18 protein-coding genes and 1 pseudogene are annotated in these 14,581 nt (G+C 35.9%); 17 read left to right on the forward strand and 2 right to left on the reverse strand.

The features are described 5' to 3' along the window. The first annotated feature begins 84 nt into the window (after positions 1 to 84). The 11 genes and pseudogenes from NYE29_RS23395 (at position 85) to NYE29_RS23445 (ending at position 9,695) form a co-directional block, all read left to right on the forward strand. Positions 85 to 2,130 (forward strand): ATP-dependent nuclease, encoded by a 2,046-nt coding sequence (locus NYE29_RS23395; protein ID WP_340897740.1) that lies wholly within the window; start codon positions 85 to 87, stop codon positions 2,128 to 2,130. Then, complete coding sequence (locus NYE29_RS23400; protein WP_340897741.1) at positions 2,127 to 3,833, forward strand: ATP-dependent helicase; 1,707 nt, start codon at positions 2,127 to 2,129, stop codon at positions 3,831 to 3,833. The genes NYE29_RS23395 and NYE29_RS23400 overlap by 4 nt, the downstream gene beginning before the upstream one ends. A gap of 135 nt (positions 3,834 to 3,968) precedes the next feature. Next, entirely contained in the window at positions 3,969 to 4,715 is a 747-nt protein-coding gene (locus NYE29_RS23405) for a hypothetical protein (protein WP_340897742.1), read from the forward strand. Between the two features lie 174 nt (positions 4,716 to 4,889). Next, complete coding sequence (locus tag NYE29_RS23410) at positions 4,890 to 5,204, forward strand: hypothetical protein (protein WP_340897743.1); 315 nt, start codon at positions 4,890 to 4,892, stop codon at positions 5,202 to 5,204. Positions 5,205 to 5,221: 17 nt separating this feature from the next. After that, on the forward strand, positions 5,222 to 5,779 hold the full coding sequence (locus tag NYE29_RS23415; protein ID WP_340897744.1) for a hypothetical protein: 558 nt from the start codon (positions 5,222 to 5,224) through the stop codon (positions 5,777 to 5,779). 113 nt (positions 5,780 to 5,892) lie between these two features. Beyond that, positions 5,893 to 6,049 (forward strand): annotated as a pseudogene (locus NYE29_RS23420) (DUF255 domain-containing protein); the annotation flags it as partial. A gap of 418 nt (positions 6,050 to 6,467) precedes the next feature. Further along, positions 6,468 to 7,328: a hypothetical protein gene (locus NYE29_RS23425; protein WP_340897745.1), complete on the forward strand. Its 861-nt coding sequence runs from the start codon at positions 6,468 to 6,470 to the stop codon at positions 7,326 to 7,328. 145 nt (positions 7,329 to 7,473) lie between these two features. Beyond that, complete coding sequence (locus tag NYE29_RS23430) at positions 7,474 to 7,944, forward strand: hypothetical protein (RefSeq protein WP_340897746.1); 471 nt, start codon at positions 7,474 to 7,476, stop codon at positions 7,942 to 7,944. A gap of 36 nt (positions 7,945 to 7,980) precedes the next feature. Next, entirely contained in the window at positions 7,981 to 8,538 is a 558-nt protein-coding gene (locus NYE29_RS23435; RefSeq protein ID WP_340897747.1) for a DUF4240 domain-containing protein, read from the forward strand. A 104-nt stretch (positions 8,539 to 8,642) separates the two neighbouring features. Next, positions 8,643 to 9,329 carry a hypothetical protein gene (locus tag NYE29_RS23440; protein WP_340897748.1) on the forward strand — a complete coding sequence of 229 codons (687 nt, stop codon included), beginning with the start codon at positions 8,643 to 8,645 and terminating at the stop codon, positions 9,327 to 9,329. Between the two features lie 150 nt (positions 9,330 to 9,479). Beyond that, on the forward strand, positions 9,480 to 9,695 hold the full coding sequence (locus NYE29_RS23445; RefSeq protein ID WP_340897749.1) for a hypothetical protein: 216 nt from the start codon (positions 9,480 to 9,482) through the stop codon (positions 9,693 to 9,695). Between the two features lie 107 nt (positions 9,696 to 9,802). On the opposite strand, the gene NYE29_RS23450 is transcribed toward NYE29_RS23445, so the two are convergent. Both NYE29_RS23450 and NYE29_RS23455 read right to left on the reverse strand, forming a co-directional pair. Next, complete coding sequence (locus NYE29_RS23450; RefSeq protein WP_340897750.1) at positions 9,803 to 10,027, reverse strand: helix-turn-helix domain-containing protein; 225 nt, start codon at positions 10,025 to 10,027, stop codon at positions 9,803 to 9,805. Between the two features lie 67 nt (positions 10,028 to 10,094). Then, positions 10,095 to 10,313, reverse strand: a complete 219-nt coding sequence (locus NYE29_RS23455) for a helix-turn-helix domain-containing protein (protein ID WP_038593724.1) — start codon at positions 10,311 to 10,313, stop codon at positions 10,095 to 10,097. A 106-nt stretch (positions 10,314 to 10,419) separates the two neighbouring features. Between NYE29_RS23455 and NYE29_RS23460 the strand changes: the two genes are divergently transcribed. The 6 genes from NYE29_RS23460 (at position 10,420) to NYE29_RS23485 (ending at position 14,553) form a co-directional block, all read left to right on the forward strand. Continuing rightward, positions 10,420 to 10,749 (forward strand): DUF6809 family protein, encoded by a 330-nt coding sequence (locus NYE29_RS23460; RefSeq protein WP_340897751.1) that lies wholly within the window; start codon positions 10,420 to 10,422, stop codon positions 10,747 to 10,749. Further along, a complete protein-coding gene (locus NYE29_RS23465; protein ID WP_340897752.1) occupies positions 10,746 to 11,063 on the forward strand; it encodes a hypothetical protein in 318 nt (105 codons plus the stop codon). The genes NYE29_RS23460 and NYE29_RS23465 overlap by 4 nt, the downstream gene beginning before the upstream one ends. A 509-nt stretch (positions 11,064 to 11,572) precedes the next feature. Then, positions 11,573 to 12,220 carry a hypothetical protein gene (locus tag NYE29_RS23470; protein WP_340897753.1) on the forward strand — a complete coding sequence of 216 codons (648 nt, stop codon included), beginning with the start codon at positions 11,573 to 11,575 and terminating at the stop codon, positions 12,218 to 12,220. Positions 12,221 to 12,440: 220 nt separating this feature from the next. After that, positions 12,441 to 13,187: a reverse transcriptase domain-containing protein gene (locus NYE29_RS23475; protein ID WP_340897754.1), complete on the forward strand. Its 747-nt coding sequence runs from the start codon at positions 12,441 to 12,443 to the stop codon at positions 13,185 to 13,187. 475 nt (positions 13,188 to 13,662) lie between these two features. Next, the gene (locus tag NYE29_RS23480; RefSeq protein ID WP_340897755.1) at positions 13,663 to 14,193 is read left to right on the forward strand and encodes an NUDIX hydrolase; all 531 of its coding nucleotides are present in this window, start codon (positions 13,663 to 13,665) and stop codon (positions 14,191 to 14,193) included. 117 nt (positions 14,194 to 14,310) lie between these two features. After that, on the forward strand, positions 14,311 to 14,553 hold the full coding sequence (locus NYE29_RS23485) for a hypothetical protein (RefSeq protein ID WP_340897756.1): 243 nt from the start codon (positions 14,311 to 14,313) through the stop codon (positions 14,551 to 14,553). The last annotated feature ends 28 nt before the right edge of the window (positions 14,554 to 14,581 follow it).

Raw genomic sequence — 14,581 nt, forward strand, 5'->3', positions numbered from 1 at the left:
ACATTATGGTTTTTGCTGATTTTGGAAATCGATAATTATAAGTATGATTTGATCGTTATATTTCATGAAACGAGGAGGTTAGCCATGTTTATACATAAAATGATGATTAATAATTTTAGAAATTTTAAAGAACAAGTAATAGAATTTAATGATGGAGTGAATGTAATTATTGGTCATAATAATGCTGGAAAGTCAAATTTACTTAAAGCATTAGCTTTGGTACTTGATTCTCAAGGAACAAAGCGATTGAATGTATATGATTTCAATAAAAATGTTACACTGGCAGAATTGATAGAAAATCCACCTCAAATTAACATATCTTTAGTAATAAAGCAGAGCTTAAATGAAAATTTGAATTCTGATGATTTAGTGACAGTTGGGAATTGGCTTACCAAGTTAGACGAACCATACGAGGCAGTATTAACCTACGATTTTTTTCTTCCTGAAAAAGAAAGAGTTAGTTATGTAGAAGCTATTAGAAATGCCCCTGATCTAGATATAGCTTGGAAAATAATCAATCATGACTTTATAAGGCACTATGTCTATAAAATATGGGGTGGAGATAAGACTGCTCAAAACGTTGCTGATAGTGAAACATTACAGAAGTTTGATTTTCAATTTTTAGATGCAATCCGTGATGTTGAGAGAGATATGCTTTCAGGAAGAAATTCTCTTCTTAGAGATGTGTTGGACTTTTTTATGGATTACGAAATTAAATCAGATTTAGTTAAATCTGAGGAAGTAAAGAAAATAGAGATTAAGCAGAAGAAGAAGGATTTTAGTGAGATTGCAGATACGTTATTACGTGACTTACAAAACAGAATGAGTGTTGGTAAGGAACAGATTTTATCATATGCCAAAGATACGGGGGCTTCATTTAACAAAGCAATACCTAATTTTGAAGGAAGTCTCTCAGATGTGGAAATTTTCTCTGCACTTAGGCTTATTGTTGAATATGAATCCGGCATAAAGATACCGGCTACACATAACGGTCTCGGGTATAATAACTTAATTTTTATGTCACTGCTTCTATCAAAAATGCAAGTCAATGCAGACGGAAAATATTTAGGGAGTAATGCAAAGGTATTTCCGATATTGGCAATTGAAGAGCCTGAAGCACATCTGCATCCAGCCATGCAGTATCAGTTTTTAAAATTCTTAAAGAAAAATAAAAATGAAAAAAAGGTTAGACAAATTTTTGTTACCACTCATTCAACGCATATTACCTCCTCTGTTTCTCTAGATGAGATGATTTGTTTGCATAGCGATGGAGGAAACACCTCTGTTGGATATCCTGGAAAAGTATTTCCCACTGATGAAAGTAGTAAAAAATATGTACAGCGATTTTTAGATGCGACCAAATCAGATATGCTTTTTGCTCAAAAAGTAATTTTAGTAGAGGGTTTAGCAGAACAATTGTTGCTGTCAGTTTTCGCGAAATATGAAGGTGTTTCTTTAGAAGAAAATCATATTGCAGTTATAAATGTGGGTGGTAGATATTTCAATCATTTTTTACATCTGTTTGATAGTGAGAAAATAAATACTCTAAACAAAAAAATTGTATGTTTGACAGATCAAGACCCTGAAAGAAAGAAAAAATCATCTAACACTAATTTCAAAAAATGCTATCCGTTTGAATATGACGCTAATACTAAAGAGTATGAGTATAAAAGAAACACTTCATCATATCAACCAGGTACTCACCCTAATATTGCATTTTTTAGTCAAGATGAAGTTGAAGGAAAGACACTTGAATATGATCTGATTTTATTTAACCCTTCCCTCGAAATATTAGTGACAGATTCTATGAAAAATCAAGATGAAATTAAAAACTTAATGAAGCTTTATGCAGACCAAAAACCACAGACAGATTACGAATCCATACTGAGAAAAAGCGATGAGAATGATAGAATTATTGAAGGTATTAATCAAAATACTTCTTGGAGCGAGAAACAAAAATGTAGAGGATTAATTGCTTCACGATATCTTAATTCAGTAGGGAAAGGAGAAAACGCTTTGGAGCTTGCATATATTTTGGATGAAAATTTAGAAAACAAAGGAACTGATAAATACAAAAAATTTATTGTTCCTGATTACATAAAAGAAGCCATTGCGTGGTTATGTAAATGATCCCAATAAACTCTGATACATTGATTCCTATTGAGCACCATTTTCGAGTCTCTGCGGGTCCTGGGGCAGGGAAGACTCATTGGTTAGTTGAACATATTAAAAATGTTCTCCATAAATCAACAAGATTAGAGAAAACTCGTAAAGTAGCGTGCATTACGTACACGAATATTGGAGTAGAAACGATTTTAAACCGTTTAAACACTACAATAAACCAAGTTGAAGTATCTACTATCCATAGCTTTCTATACAAACATATTGTAAAACCATACGCCGTTTTCCTTGTTGATGATTATGGATTAAATGTGGAAGCAATGGACGGGCATGATGATATTATTTTATCAAATTATTCTTTTTTAAACGAATGGAAAGACCGAACTCAACAGCAAAGATTCAAGGAAGATAAATTAAATGTTGAAGCTTTTAATTCAACAAAATGGAAATTTGATGATTTAGGAGCTTTAGTAGTAAAGCCTGATTATCCTCGTAAGATTGGTAAATATTCTATCAAGAATGATTCGTACTATGAATATAAAAAAATGGCGTGGGAAAGAGGTATAATTCATCACGATGATGTACTCTTTTTTAGTTATCAATTAATTAAGAAGCATCCATTTATTCTAAAAGTGTTACAATCCAAATTTCCATACTTTTTTGTTGATGAATTCCAGGATACAAATCCTATACAAGTGAAGATTATGGGGTTAATTGGAAAAAAAGAAACGATAGTTGGGATAATTGGTGATAAAGCTCAGTCTATTTATAGCTTTCAAGGAGCAGAACCATCTCAGTTTCATTCATTTAACTTAAACAATATAGTTGACTATGTAATGGAAGATAACAGACGAAGCACAAATCAAATTATAGATATTTTAAATACAGTACGTATAGATATAAAACAAAACAAATACAGAAACATAAACGGAGAAAAACCCATAATCATTGTGGGAGAGCGGCTTGATGCCCTTAGAATAGCTAAAGAAAAGAGTAATAACGAGTCGGTAAATTCTTTGTCAAGAATAAATATAATCTCGAATGCAATGAAAAAGGAAATTAAAGGAGATTTATTTAACAATAAGTTAATTGAAGCACTTTTAACCGAAGATAATCCTAGCAGTAGCAATAAATACAGAAGTAAAGTGATTATTGCTTGTATAAAGTCAACTGAGTTTGCTCGCCAGAACGAATTTAAAAGTGCAATAAAAGAATTAGAGAGAATTTTCAAAGATAAGAATGACAAAGATAAAGGAAGAAAAGAAGCTCTGAAACATCTTTGTGTACTCCTTTCTCAGTATGGGGACTTTAAAGAAAAAAGCCTACTAGAATTCCATTCTTTTGTAAAAAGAATAATAAAACCTGATATATCAAATTTATCAAGGGGCGCAGCTAAAACTTTCTATGAAAATCATAGTTACCAGCAATTGGCTTTGTGTGTAAGAATTGATGAAGATACTAGCAGACACAAAACAATTCACAAAGCAAAGGGAGATGAATTTAAAAATGTCTTGGTTGTTCTAAAAGAAGAGAGCGACATCGAATTTTTACTTAATCCTAACTTAAACGATAACGATAAAGAAGAGCAAAGAATAAACTATGTAGCAATAAGCAGAGCTACCGATCGTTTATTTATCAATGTGCCAACATTATCCGAAAAAGAGTCGAAGAAGTTAAAATCACTGTTTGACATTGTAAGAACTGAAACATAAATATTTCATTAGCGATTAGAATCATTCCACAGGAACCAAAGAAATTAAACGTACTCATTTCCAATTAATGAAATAACTAAACTAATGACTCCCAGAAGTTTCTCGGAGTTTTTAGCAGATAATAGGGAGAAGAAAATGATAGACGAGTTATTGAAATACTATAAGAGTAACTTATCAACCTATTCATTAGTGTTCAAGTATATGCCATTTTTAAATGCTATGGTCTCATTCCTGTTCGTATTACTTATAATTTCCGGCTACATTCTGATAATAATCTTACCATTAAGTTTCGCTGCTCCAAGTTATGTTAAAGGGTCAGCTATTTTTTTCGGAGGAATATTGATTCTGTCAATACTAGTAATAAGTTTTTTCAACACAAAGGCTAAAAGAATTTTGAATAATCATTATTCTATTCAAGTTAAAAAAGGGGGGTGGAGAACAGAGCAGTTTGAAGATATGCAGAGAAAATTTCTATCTGAATATTTGAAAAGTAAGGGATTATATTCTGAGGAAAAGTTGAATTTATTAATTAAAATATTAGAAAAAGAAATCGTACGAAGTAAACCCCCAACCTTTTTAGCTCCCGGTGCTTTTTTAGCGTTATTTATACCAGTTTGGTCACAATATGCTGTATTCTTTTTTAAAGCTTTTGATAGTACAAAATTCAATGAATCAACCAGTGTTTTTGTAACTTTTACTGTAGTAGCATTATTTATTTCAGTATGTATAGGAACTTTTAAAGCGATGTTTAGTTTAGTTGAAGATTTTTTCATGATAGAAATAAATATTAAAAAGAGATTTTTGGAAAAAGTGGAAGATGCGTTGCTCTTTTATAATGATACATGTGTTGATTTAGAATACGTTCTTAACAGAAGTAATTAGAATAGTGAAACTACTACTCTTGATTAATTGGAAATATTATTAAGAGAGAGAATAGATGGTTGTTTGAAATAAGATGGAAACATAATGCTAGAGTTAATTCGAAAGGGTTCTTTAGGTCGATTTATATGACACGGATCAGGGTTGGAATAATTATCATCTAAGGAGTTTTTTATTATGAACGAAGAGCAGAAAATTAGAGAACTAAGTTATCTTCGCAATCAAAAAGAGAATCCTACGTCAGGTAATTATAGAAGATATATGGTGAATACTTACAATTATATTTTACAAAATTCCAATGCAGGAAATATGGGTTGGAGCAAAGCAAATACTCGGGAAATGCTAAATTTTGTATATGAAGGAACTCCGGATCATATGGGCTATGAAATGGTGGAGAAATTCAAAAAAACTCTTAGAGATTTAGGATATATTAAGACAGTAAAAGAAGAGAATGAGTGGCGTACTTACATACTCAAAGAATTGGGTTTTTAACTGTTTTAAGGAGAATTATGAAAAATACAACTATTATATTTGAAAATGCAAATAAAAAATTCTTAAATAATGAAGTGGATTTGATTCTTAGTGGTGTCTCAGAACGAACATTATGCGGTTCTTTAATGAGATATCTTCAGGAAGAGATTAAAGAAACTAATTATTCGAAATATCATGTGGATGTGGAATATAACAGAAACAATGGGAAAGTAAAGACCATTATTGATCAAAACATCGAAGTAATACCTATTAATTGTGATATCATAGTGCATAGCCGTGGCGAGATTCCTGAACAAGATAATATAATTGCAATAGAAATGAAAAAATCCACAAATAGAAATTCTGAAAAGATAAAGGATAAGAATCGTTTGATAGCTCTAACTAAAGAAACGTTCGATGATGTTTGGTCATTTGACGGAACAAATCTTCCTGAGCATGTGTGTAGATATAAATTAGGTATTTATTATGAAGTCAACATTAAAAGAAGTGAAGTTTATGTTGAGTACTATAAGAAAGGGCGATTGAGTTCTACAAAAATATTTAAGTTAAAGCTTGGGAGCAATCATGACAGGTAACCCATACCATATGGAGGTACTTTGTTTGCTTTACCTGCGCTTTCTCCCACCTTTTTGGGTAAACTAACCCTAAGTAATACTTCACCAAAATCCCACCGAAGAGGTGATGCCCCATGGCAACTCAAAAGATACCCAATAGATTAGCTAAGGAAAAGTCACCATATTTGCTGCAACACGCACATAATCCGGTGAATTGGTTCCCCTGGTCAGAAGAAGCTTTTGAAATCGCCAAAACGCGACAACATACCTGTCTTCCTATCTTTTAGCTACATCTAATTATTGACCCACACGTACCTGTCATTGATGTGATGTTCGAATGATTAAATTATTCAAGGAAGCTTCTTCCAGAGTTAGGTGGAGGCTTTTTAGTTTTTAAGTGTATTTTGAAATCGTAATATTCTTCCATTTGATAGTATAATTAAAACAAGCTTCAAGCAGGCGTCTAAACACGATCTAGCCTGGAAACTACTTAATAATCTCTAATTGGGCTGAATTCATTGAAGCGAACTATTGAGGACTTGCAAGGCAGAAGGTTATGGAGGATACGCTACATTTGAATGGTTAAATGATAACTTTCCTTTTATCCCACAACTATTTACTGCTCCACACAATGTCAATGAATAAGGTTTTGTGCGAGTTAACAACTGGTGTGAAGTTGGGGACTATTTTTTAACGAAAGAGGTATGAAATGAAAACAAAGTTCATTAACGTTGAAGGATTACATGGTTGTGGGAAATCAACAACTGCATGGAAGCTAAATGAAAAATTGAGGGAGCAAGGTTTCAACTCGAGAGTCTATCTTGAAGTGGACATGGACTATGCTCAAAGAAATCCCTGTGACCTTAGATTTTTAGCTTTATTAAATGAAGAAGAATATAAGAATCTAACTATTCAGTATCCTGAACAATCCAGCTTGATTGAAAGTTTAGTTGAGAAAATTGATGATGAATACTATCAAATTTATTACCCGGACATTAGTGATGATTGTAATGAATTATTAGACAAACTAAAGTCTTATCAGGCATATGAAGGAAGATTGAATAGTGATACTTTTGTAAGAATAATGTTTATGAAATTTAATGATTTTGTTGAGAAAGCATTACAGGATGATATTGTTTATATTTTTGAAAGTGTTTTATTTCAGCACATTATAAATGAATTATTGCGTTTCAGTAACTTATCAGAAACATATATTTCAGCATGTATAGCGAAAATGACAAATATTTTAAAACCATTGAACCCCATATTGTTTCATTTGCGCACTGATAATACTAAAGGAATTATAGATAAAGTTGCATCTGAACGCTTATCAGATAATTATGATTTATATCCTGATTGGATTGATTGGATGATTGAATATGTAAAGAATTCTAGCTATGGGGAGAAGAATGAAGTCGGAAACAGGGAAGATTTAATGGAATACTTTTATAAAAGGGCTGACATTGAAGAGAAGGTATTTAGTTTATTGGATATTGAGAAACATATAATTAACATAGATCCGATAACTAAAGAGACATTGAATTCTATGGTTTACAGTAAGGTAAAATGAAACCTCTTTCCCCAAATCGTACCGAAAAGAGGTAATGCCCCATGACAATTCAAAAAGTATCCTATTGGTTAGTCGAGGGGAAATCACCGTATCTGCTGCAACAAGCTTTGTATTAATATTCACGAGTCTCAAATCGGAGGAACATATGAACATATTTACAAAGCAATTGAAACTAGAGGATCTGAGCAATATCCAATATGAAGTACATACTGGCACATCAAGAGTAGTAGATTATCTCGAAATCATGATTTTAAAATTTATCGGGGATTATGGATATGGATCAGCTGGGAACTCGGATGCAACTTATATGAGCGCAATTGGTAAAGCCGTTTTAGAAGCTTGGGAACCTGGGGGACTAATAATTGACTTAAGCGATCTATCATATGAGTGGGGGGATCGAATTGAAAGCATCTTTTTTGTTGGAGAAGAAAAATATTTAGACACACCGTTTCCAGTAGCATTAATTGTAGGGCGCAGATCAGAAGAGGCTATTAGAACTCTAATAGTTGGCTTAGAAAGCAATAAAACAATTGAAGAAATTGGATGGGTGTTTAAAGATCTAAATAGTGCTTGGGAATATATTGAATCCAAATTAAATGAATATGAAATTAAGTAATCCCAATAAAAAATATAATAACGGAGGTTCTCTGTAATGACGACTGTTTTTTTCTGGGGAATGATAAACAACTCAAAAAAGTATGGTGAAGAACAAATTGAATGGTTAACCAAAGAATTAACAAAGTCCAGTAAAGAAGAGATCCTTCAATTTGAAATAGAATTTAGAAATAAGATGGAACAATCTTATACTTCTTCATTATGGGGGGCAGCGTTTGTAGTAATGGGAGGATGTTCAGATGATGGATTTGATTGCTTTAGGGGTTGGTTAATCTCCCGCGGAGAAGAAGTTTTCAATCAGGTAATAAAGAATCCTGAATTTCTAGCAGAATATTTATCTGAAGAAAATTTGCAAGAGGATGTTTTTGCACCCCAACTGGAAGAGATGCTGTCAGTTGCTTCAGACGCGTACATTTATCAAAAAACCGGTATGTCCGAGTACAACGATGATATAAACACTGAATTTTATAATGAGCTGGAAGCTCGAGGCTACAATTTTGAAGTAACAGAGATTGAAAATGATTGGGAGGAAGAAGACCTGGAAGAAATGTACCCATTATTATGGGAAAGATTTGGAGAGAACCCACTGACCTAAGGAATGTTTTGACGGCGGACAAACCGCCTCGGTCCTCCCGGAATGTAAGGGGTCTTGAAATTCGTGGACTGAGGTAACTGTATGATTTATTAAAATGTGGTGCTATGGAAAAATTTACGTTAGGTATTGCTGTATTGGTATTTGTGATCCTTGCGGGTTGTTCACAGAAGGAATATCATCCAACAAAAGAATCTATATCCAAAATAGAAGCTTCTGTTGAATCGCTAGAGAAATCTGCAGCAGAGATATTAAGTGATCTGGCTAATCAAGAGTTTTCAATCCACGCAGGTCAGATTAGTGAAGATGATTTTGCTTTTATGGAGGCCTTCGGAAAAGCATTCATAAATCTTTATACCGGAGCTGTTGCAGAACAGGAAACCGTATCGTTTAAAAACTACATCGCTAATAAAAATCTCCGTCAGTTCACTAATACAATGTTGGAGTTAGAACAACTGCAGGATTCGAAGGGTGGTAATGGTATAATATTCGGCCTGGACAATGAGTTTAAGAAAGCAGAGCTCAAGAGGCTGGATAACAATCTTTACTATTTAGAGTTACCCTTTTCAAACCAGGGTTCTGGGATGAGCTGCAAGCTGTTAATTCAATCTGTTAACAAGTCATTAACAATAGCGGATGTGTACTTTGGAAACAAAGATGGTGTAGGTACGATGACAACAGGCCACCCAGCGGTAAGGAAGCTTGATAATCCTAAATTGTGGGATGACCGGGAATGGGTTGACGGTGTAATGGAGAAGCTTGAAAAATATGAAACCGAACTCTTGAGCATGTAATGATTCTGTTGATAGTTTATTAGAATAGGCGGATTACGATGGAACCCAAATTCGGCCTTATTGAGTTTGGTGGAAGTACATCGATCCTTTCGGGCGCTGGTAATCAGCATATACTATGGAGGCATGCACTCTGTAGCGATTATACTGAGCATGGCAACCATCATATTGTGTCTCGTGATAAGAAAAAGTGTGCTCGGCAAGCCTACAGCTTATTTTGGATTTGTGGTAGGGATATTGGATCTTATCGGAGCCTATCTGTGGATGGTTGGAACTGCTATGGTATTTGTTTCTCAACTGGCTTTTGCTGCATGGTTTATTTTTCTCGGCTTGAGGGTGCTGGGGAGGATAGAGGAAGCAGTGGGATAGGCTACTTTATTAATATTTTCGGATTGTCCTATCAAGCTGATATACTTATTGGATAATTGAAAAACAAGCTCCCGTAGATTGTCACAGGAGCTTGTTTTTGCTGCGTACTATTCTTTTTTGCCGGGATAACGCTTGGGGTTGTCTGTCTGACCCAGAATATAGTCGATGCTTACTTTATGGAAATTGGCCAGAGTAATTAAAACGGCACTCGGGACATCCAAATTTCCATTCTCATAGCGGGAATAAGTGGCTTGAGTGATATGTAATAGCTCAGCCATTTGTTGCTGTGTCAGATCTTTGTCTTCGCGTAAGTCGCGGATTCTTGTGTACAATATGATCACCTGTGTGTTTAGCGAATAGGTTCCTTTGAGAACTGCGAGACTTACTGATTATTCTAGTTCAACTTTTTGGATAAGAAGCTTTTTGGTTCGTCCTGTTCAGCAAATAGTCAGTGCTCGTCTGATGGAATTCCGCCAGTTTGATTAGAATTGCCGTGGGAATATCAACATCACCGCGTTCATAATTACTATATATCCGCTGGCTGCATTGCAAATATTCGGCCATTTGGGTTTGAGTCAAATCTTTATCTTCACGCAAATCTCGGATACGTTGATACATTTTAAGCACCTCCAAAACAAGCATATCTTAGCGAATTATTCGCTATTGATTTTTAGCGATAAATTCGCTAAGATGGTTAAGAAGAACATTAGGGAGGGGGAGGCAGGTGAGCCTATTGGAGGATTTGTATTACGGAAAAATCTGCCCAAGTGAACGAAGCCATTCTAGCGATCCCAAATATGCACTGTACTCCAAGCAAATCTCTGAACTTATACAAATTCTAAAAGAAAAGCTGCCACCCGATGACTTCACTATGGTTGAAGAAGCCATGGATCTTAATGATATGTTGATCTCGGTCTCTTCCGTTTCTGCGTATACTCTCGGATTTAGAATGGGAGCTGCGATGATAGTAGAAGTATTAGGACACAAAGGAGAACTTATACATACGGAGGAAGGGTACCTTGGAAAAATAAAGTTGGATAGGAGAGAGTCATGAGAGGGCAGGAATCGGTTAGGGGAGAACGGAAAACAAATAAACTTAGTTCCAAAGAGCACTTGTTGATTGATGGATTGCTTATGGCAGAAAATTGGGGTGATAATCAAGGGAAGTGGGTACCCGCAATTAAGCAAGCTATCGCTATGGGTGAGATTGAGAAGCTATTGGAACTTAGGGCCAAGTTTCCATATTCTTTTGAGAACTCACTGAAGCATTTAAAGAAGGAGGAGCGGGAGGTTATAAGACATAAGTGCGAACTTGATTGGAGCAATAACGGGGATTCGGCAAATAGTGGAGGTAATGAATCAAAGTGACAGTTAGAGATGAATAGTATTATTAAAGAGAACCGGGGTGAGATGAATTTCGCTTTGGTTTTTTTGACCAAACCAAGTTAAATGGATTTCAGGAAAGTGTTTGAAATATTAGAGTAAGGTTGTAATAGATGATAGAATTATCCGACTGAGGAGTAGATATATGAGCGGCTTGGTCAGTTTAGGGAATTATGGGACGCCGATGTAACGAGTAAAGTGAAGAATAGGGCAATGAAGAAGTTGGTGGAGTTTATAAGTGGGAATCAGGTGGAGTTGACAGTTTGTTATAAATGAAGATTGCTACGGTGTATCTGTACTTTTGGTGGGAGCTTTTTTGTTCGGAAAGTATAGAATTAGCAATCGTAATATTCTTCCATTTCATTGTATAATAAAAACAGCATCGAAAAAAGCTGGTGTCGAAACTTTTACAACGGAAGAAAAATGCTTTTATCGACTATCTTGGATTATTCTGCGAAGTGTGGAAAATTTATGGTAGATGGAGGATTCAGGTTATGGGAGAAAACAAAATTGGAGCAAGCGATTATCTTGCATTAGGTTTATATGCTTTTGCAGGATTCGGTCTTGAAATTGTACTGTCAATGCTATTGCCTTTTATATTCGGTGTTGGAGGTTCTGAATATACCCTCATCCATCATTGTATACACTGGGTGCTTACATGCATTTTGTGGGGGAGTATGGCACTATTTTTGATAAGGCTTTCAAAGAAAAAATACTCCTTTGATATTATGAAGTTAAACGAAGCACCAGACTCCAAGGGATGGTTACTTGCGGTTGTGATTTCTGTTATAGCAATTACAGTTACCACTATTACATGGGGTGGTTTTAAGCCAGTTCAAGAATACAATGGTATCGTTAAATTCATTTTTCAAAATATCTATTACTTGTTTGAAGCTGCCTTGATTCTACTAACGATTGCTTTTGGACAAAAATTCGGTGAAACGCTCATAAAAAGAGGCAGTCTGCCTTATGGAGGGATTTTTCTTGCTCTCACATGGGGACTCATACACATTTTGCTCCAAGGAAGTCTAACAGGTGTTTATGCTTTCTTCATGTCCATTCTATATGGCATTGTATACATATTGTTAAAAAAGAATATCCGATATTCATATATGATGATGGTAATTATATTTATTTTATAAGCAATTTCAGCATACGGAATCACATAAGACTATGCATTAAAATTGAGGCGCGTATTCAAACTATTGTTACATGACGGAGGAGCGGTACAGACTGAGATCTGCTACCCCTCCCGAATCTTAACCGGGAAAAAATACTCTACCTGCCGGTAGCTCAAGCGTTCGTATGTATGTGGGACAGTAACCTGAAACATCACAGCATGCCCGGGCCGTTCATCAAGAGATGCTTATGAAACTCTTGCAGATGCGTATCAATGACAGGCGGATCCTGAAATTAATACGGAAGTGGCTTCAGGCGGGGGTTATGGAAGAAGGAAACGTAAGGCGATCCGATTTAGGAACACCGCAAGGTGGCGTGATTTCACCACTCTTGGCGAATATCTACCTGAACTACTTTGACCGGCTGTGGGAGAAACACGGAAGTGGGTTGGGAGAATTGACTAGGTATGCAGACGATTTTGTAGTGGTCTGTAAAACTAAAAAGGACGCCGAACATGCGTATGAACTCATATACAGGGTTATGGAACGTCTGGAGTTAACCCTGCACCCAACCAAAACTTGCATTGTAGGCTTATGGACAGGGGACGAAGGGTTCGACTTCCTGGGAATGCACCACCGGAAAACAAAAGCAGAAACTTCTCAAGGGAAGGTGTACTATACCACACAACAGTGGCTAACGAAGAAGGCAGAGGAACGTATTCGAGGCGTGGTTAAAGAAAGATTAGCACCACCCGGCATGCGTTCGAGATCGTTCGCGGAACAGGTGGAATGGCTCAATCCAAAGATTCAAGGATGGAGAAATTATGACTACACGAACTACAGCCAAAAGAGGTTAGCTAAGCTGGATTGGTATATTTTGCAGAGATTAACCCGGTGGTATGCGAAGAAGAAACAACGTAGGAGTTGGATGAGTTCACGATCTGAAGTCAAGTGTATTGCCAATATGTATGGATTAAAAACGCTATTGTAATCTGCATGCCCATGAATGACAAACATCGGAACGCCGTATGAGGGTAAACCTCACGTACGGTTAATGAGGAGGGGCTGGTTTAAACCCAGCCCTTTACTCTAGCAGGTATATATTTGCAGGGAATGAGATGAAATGAACGTCTAAACTAAGAATAGCATAGTGACGGCGAAGAGGGATTTTGAGCTTGATATTAAGGTAATGAAACTAGCCCGAGGGACAACCCAGCACATAATAGATGAGAAAGATATATGCAGGAAAAAGAACTGAGCTCGTATTACTCTGCTCCTTAGAATGCTGCTGTTCGTTTTGGTGGTGATCTGGCCTTACCTGTTGAACTACAGTTACTATATGCTTAGCGTATGGATGTCCTATTTGGTATTGTTGTGTATAGGGCTTACTGCTACTAGTTGCTTATTATTTATTCTATTGGCTGTTCGGAAAATGGCTGTAACATGTCTAAGAAAGGGTGGGTTTGATGTTCTACGTTAATTCGAGAGCCATCATTGAACGATTCAATGATGGAGAACCTGAGATTGTCATACAAAGAAGAATAAAAACAGATTTCTCCTTTAAGTTCGAACTTCCCGGGGGAAGAATAGAACCCTTTGAGTCATTGATCCAAGCTCTGATCAGAGAGGTTAAAGAAGAAACTGGATTAGATGTATACGAAATAGAAGGAATTGAAACAAGAATTGATACCATGGGGATTAATCCGGAATTTGAGGTGGAATACCTTAAACCATTTGCAGCTTATCAAACGGTTAAAGGTCCGGTCGATTCCGTCGGGTATTATTTTAGATGTAAGGCAAAGGGTGAACTCCTGGAAGCAGGTGACGAAACAGCAGATATCCAATGGATTAATATTAAGGAATTAAATAAATTATATATTGCGAATCCACTGGATTTCTCTGATGTTGAGCGGGCGGGGATTAAGTATTACCTGAAATATAGTGGAGTGGCGGAAATGAATTGTGGAAGCCATTTAGGGGACGAACAACAAGATTGACGTAATTGAATTCTGTTTAATTTTTCATAGAGATTATATTTACGAAATATGGTTAAGCGGAATGCAAACAAGCTCCTGTGATTATCACACGAGCTTGTTTGAAAAATGCGGCTTAGAATGCAATTCAGATTGGGCCAAAGGGAGAAACAGGGCCTATATTTGAACGCGTTATGTTATCTCCATTACAAGGATGGCAGAAAATGTGAGCAGAAGGGCAAGGTGTTGGACGAAGAATTTTTAGTTGCTTTATATGAGCGGATCATCAATGTTGACCCAAATATTTTGCAGGAGATCGAGTTACAAGGTCACGGTTATAACGATACGAAGACTATGATTGCCGTGAAGGAGCAGGAGCTGTAAAAGGATAAACGGGCATTAGATAAATTAC

It is taken from the genome of Paenibacillus sp. FSL M7-1046 (assembly GCF_038007405.1).
Lineage (GTDB): Bacteria > Bacillota > Bacilli > Paenibacillales > Paenibacillaceae > Paenibacillus_AQ.

What these genes read in the sequence shown, in the direction of transcription:
- NYE29_RS23395 (WP_340897740.1), top strand. Translation starts at nt 85, where the DNA reads ATGTTTATACATAAAATGATGATTAATAATTTTAGAAATTTTAAAGAA.
- NYE29_RS23400 (WP_340897741.1), top strand. Translation starts at nt 2,127, where the DNA reads ATGATCCCAATAAACTCTGATACATTGATTCCTATTGAGCACCATTTT.
- NYE29_RS23405 (WP_340897742.1), top strand. Translation starts at nt 3,969, where the DNA reads ATGATAGACGAGTTATTGAAATACTATAAGAGTAACTTATCAACCTAT.
- NYE29_RS23410 (WP_340897743.1), top strand. Translation starts at nt 4,890, where the DNA reads ATGAACGAAGAGCAGAAAATTAGAGAACTAAGTTATCTTCGCAATCAA.
- NYE29_RS23415 (WP_340897744.1), top strand. Translation starts at nt 5,222, where the DNA reads ATGAAAAATACAACTATTATATTTGAAAATGCAAATAAAAAATTCTTA.
- NYE29_RS23425 (WP_340897745.1), top strand. Translation starts at nt 6,468, where the DNA reads ATGAAAACAAAGTTCATTAACGTTGAAGGATTACATGGTTGTGGGAAA.
- NYE29_RS23430 (WP_340897746.1), top strand. Translation starts at nt 7,474, where the DNA reads ATGAACATATTTACAAAGCAATTGAAACTAGAGGATCTGAGCAATATC.
- NYE29_RS23435 (WP_340897747.1), top strand. Translation starts at nt 7,981, where the DNA reads ATGACGACTGTTTTTTTCTGGGGAATGATAAACAACTCAAAAAAGTAT.
- NYE29_RS23440 (WP_340897748.1), top strand. Translation starts at nt 8,643, where the DNA reads ATGGAAAAATTTACGTTAGGTATTGCTGTATTGGTATTTGTGATCCTT.
- NYE29_RS23445 (WP_340897749.1), top strand. Translation starts at nt 9,480, where the DNA reads ATGGCAACCATCATATTGTGTCTCGTGATAAGAAAAAGTGTGCTCGGC.
- NYE29_RS23455 (WP_038593724.1), bottom strand. Translation starts at nt 10,313, where the DNA reads ATGTATCAACGTATCCGAGATTTGCGTGAAGATAAAGATTTGACTCAA.
- NYE29_RS23465 (WP_340897752.1), top strand. Translation starts at nt 10,746, where the DNA reads ATGAGAGGGCAGGAATCGGTTAGGGGAGAACGGAAAACAAATAAACTT.
- NYE29_RS23470 (WP_340897753.1), top strand. Translation starts at nt 11,573, where the DNA reads ATGGGAGAAAACAAAATTGGAGCAAGCGATTATCTTGCATTAGGTTTA.
- NYE29_RS23475 (WP_340897754.1), top strand. Translation starts at nt 12,441, where the DNA reads ATGCTTATGAAACTCTTGCAGATGCGTATCAATGACAGGCGGATCCTG.
- NYE29_RS23480 (WP_340897755.1), top strand. Translation starts at nt 13,663, where the DNA reads ATGTTCTACGTTAATTCGAGAGCCATCATTGAACGATTCAATGATGGA.
- NYE29_RS23485 (WP_340897756.1), top strand. Translation starts at nt 14,311, where the DNA reads ATGCAATTCAGATTGGGCCAAAGGGAGAAACAGGGCCTATATTTGAAC.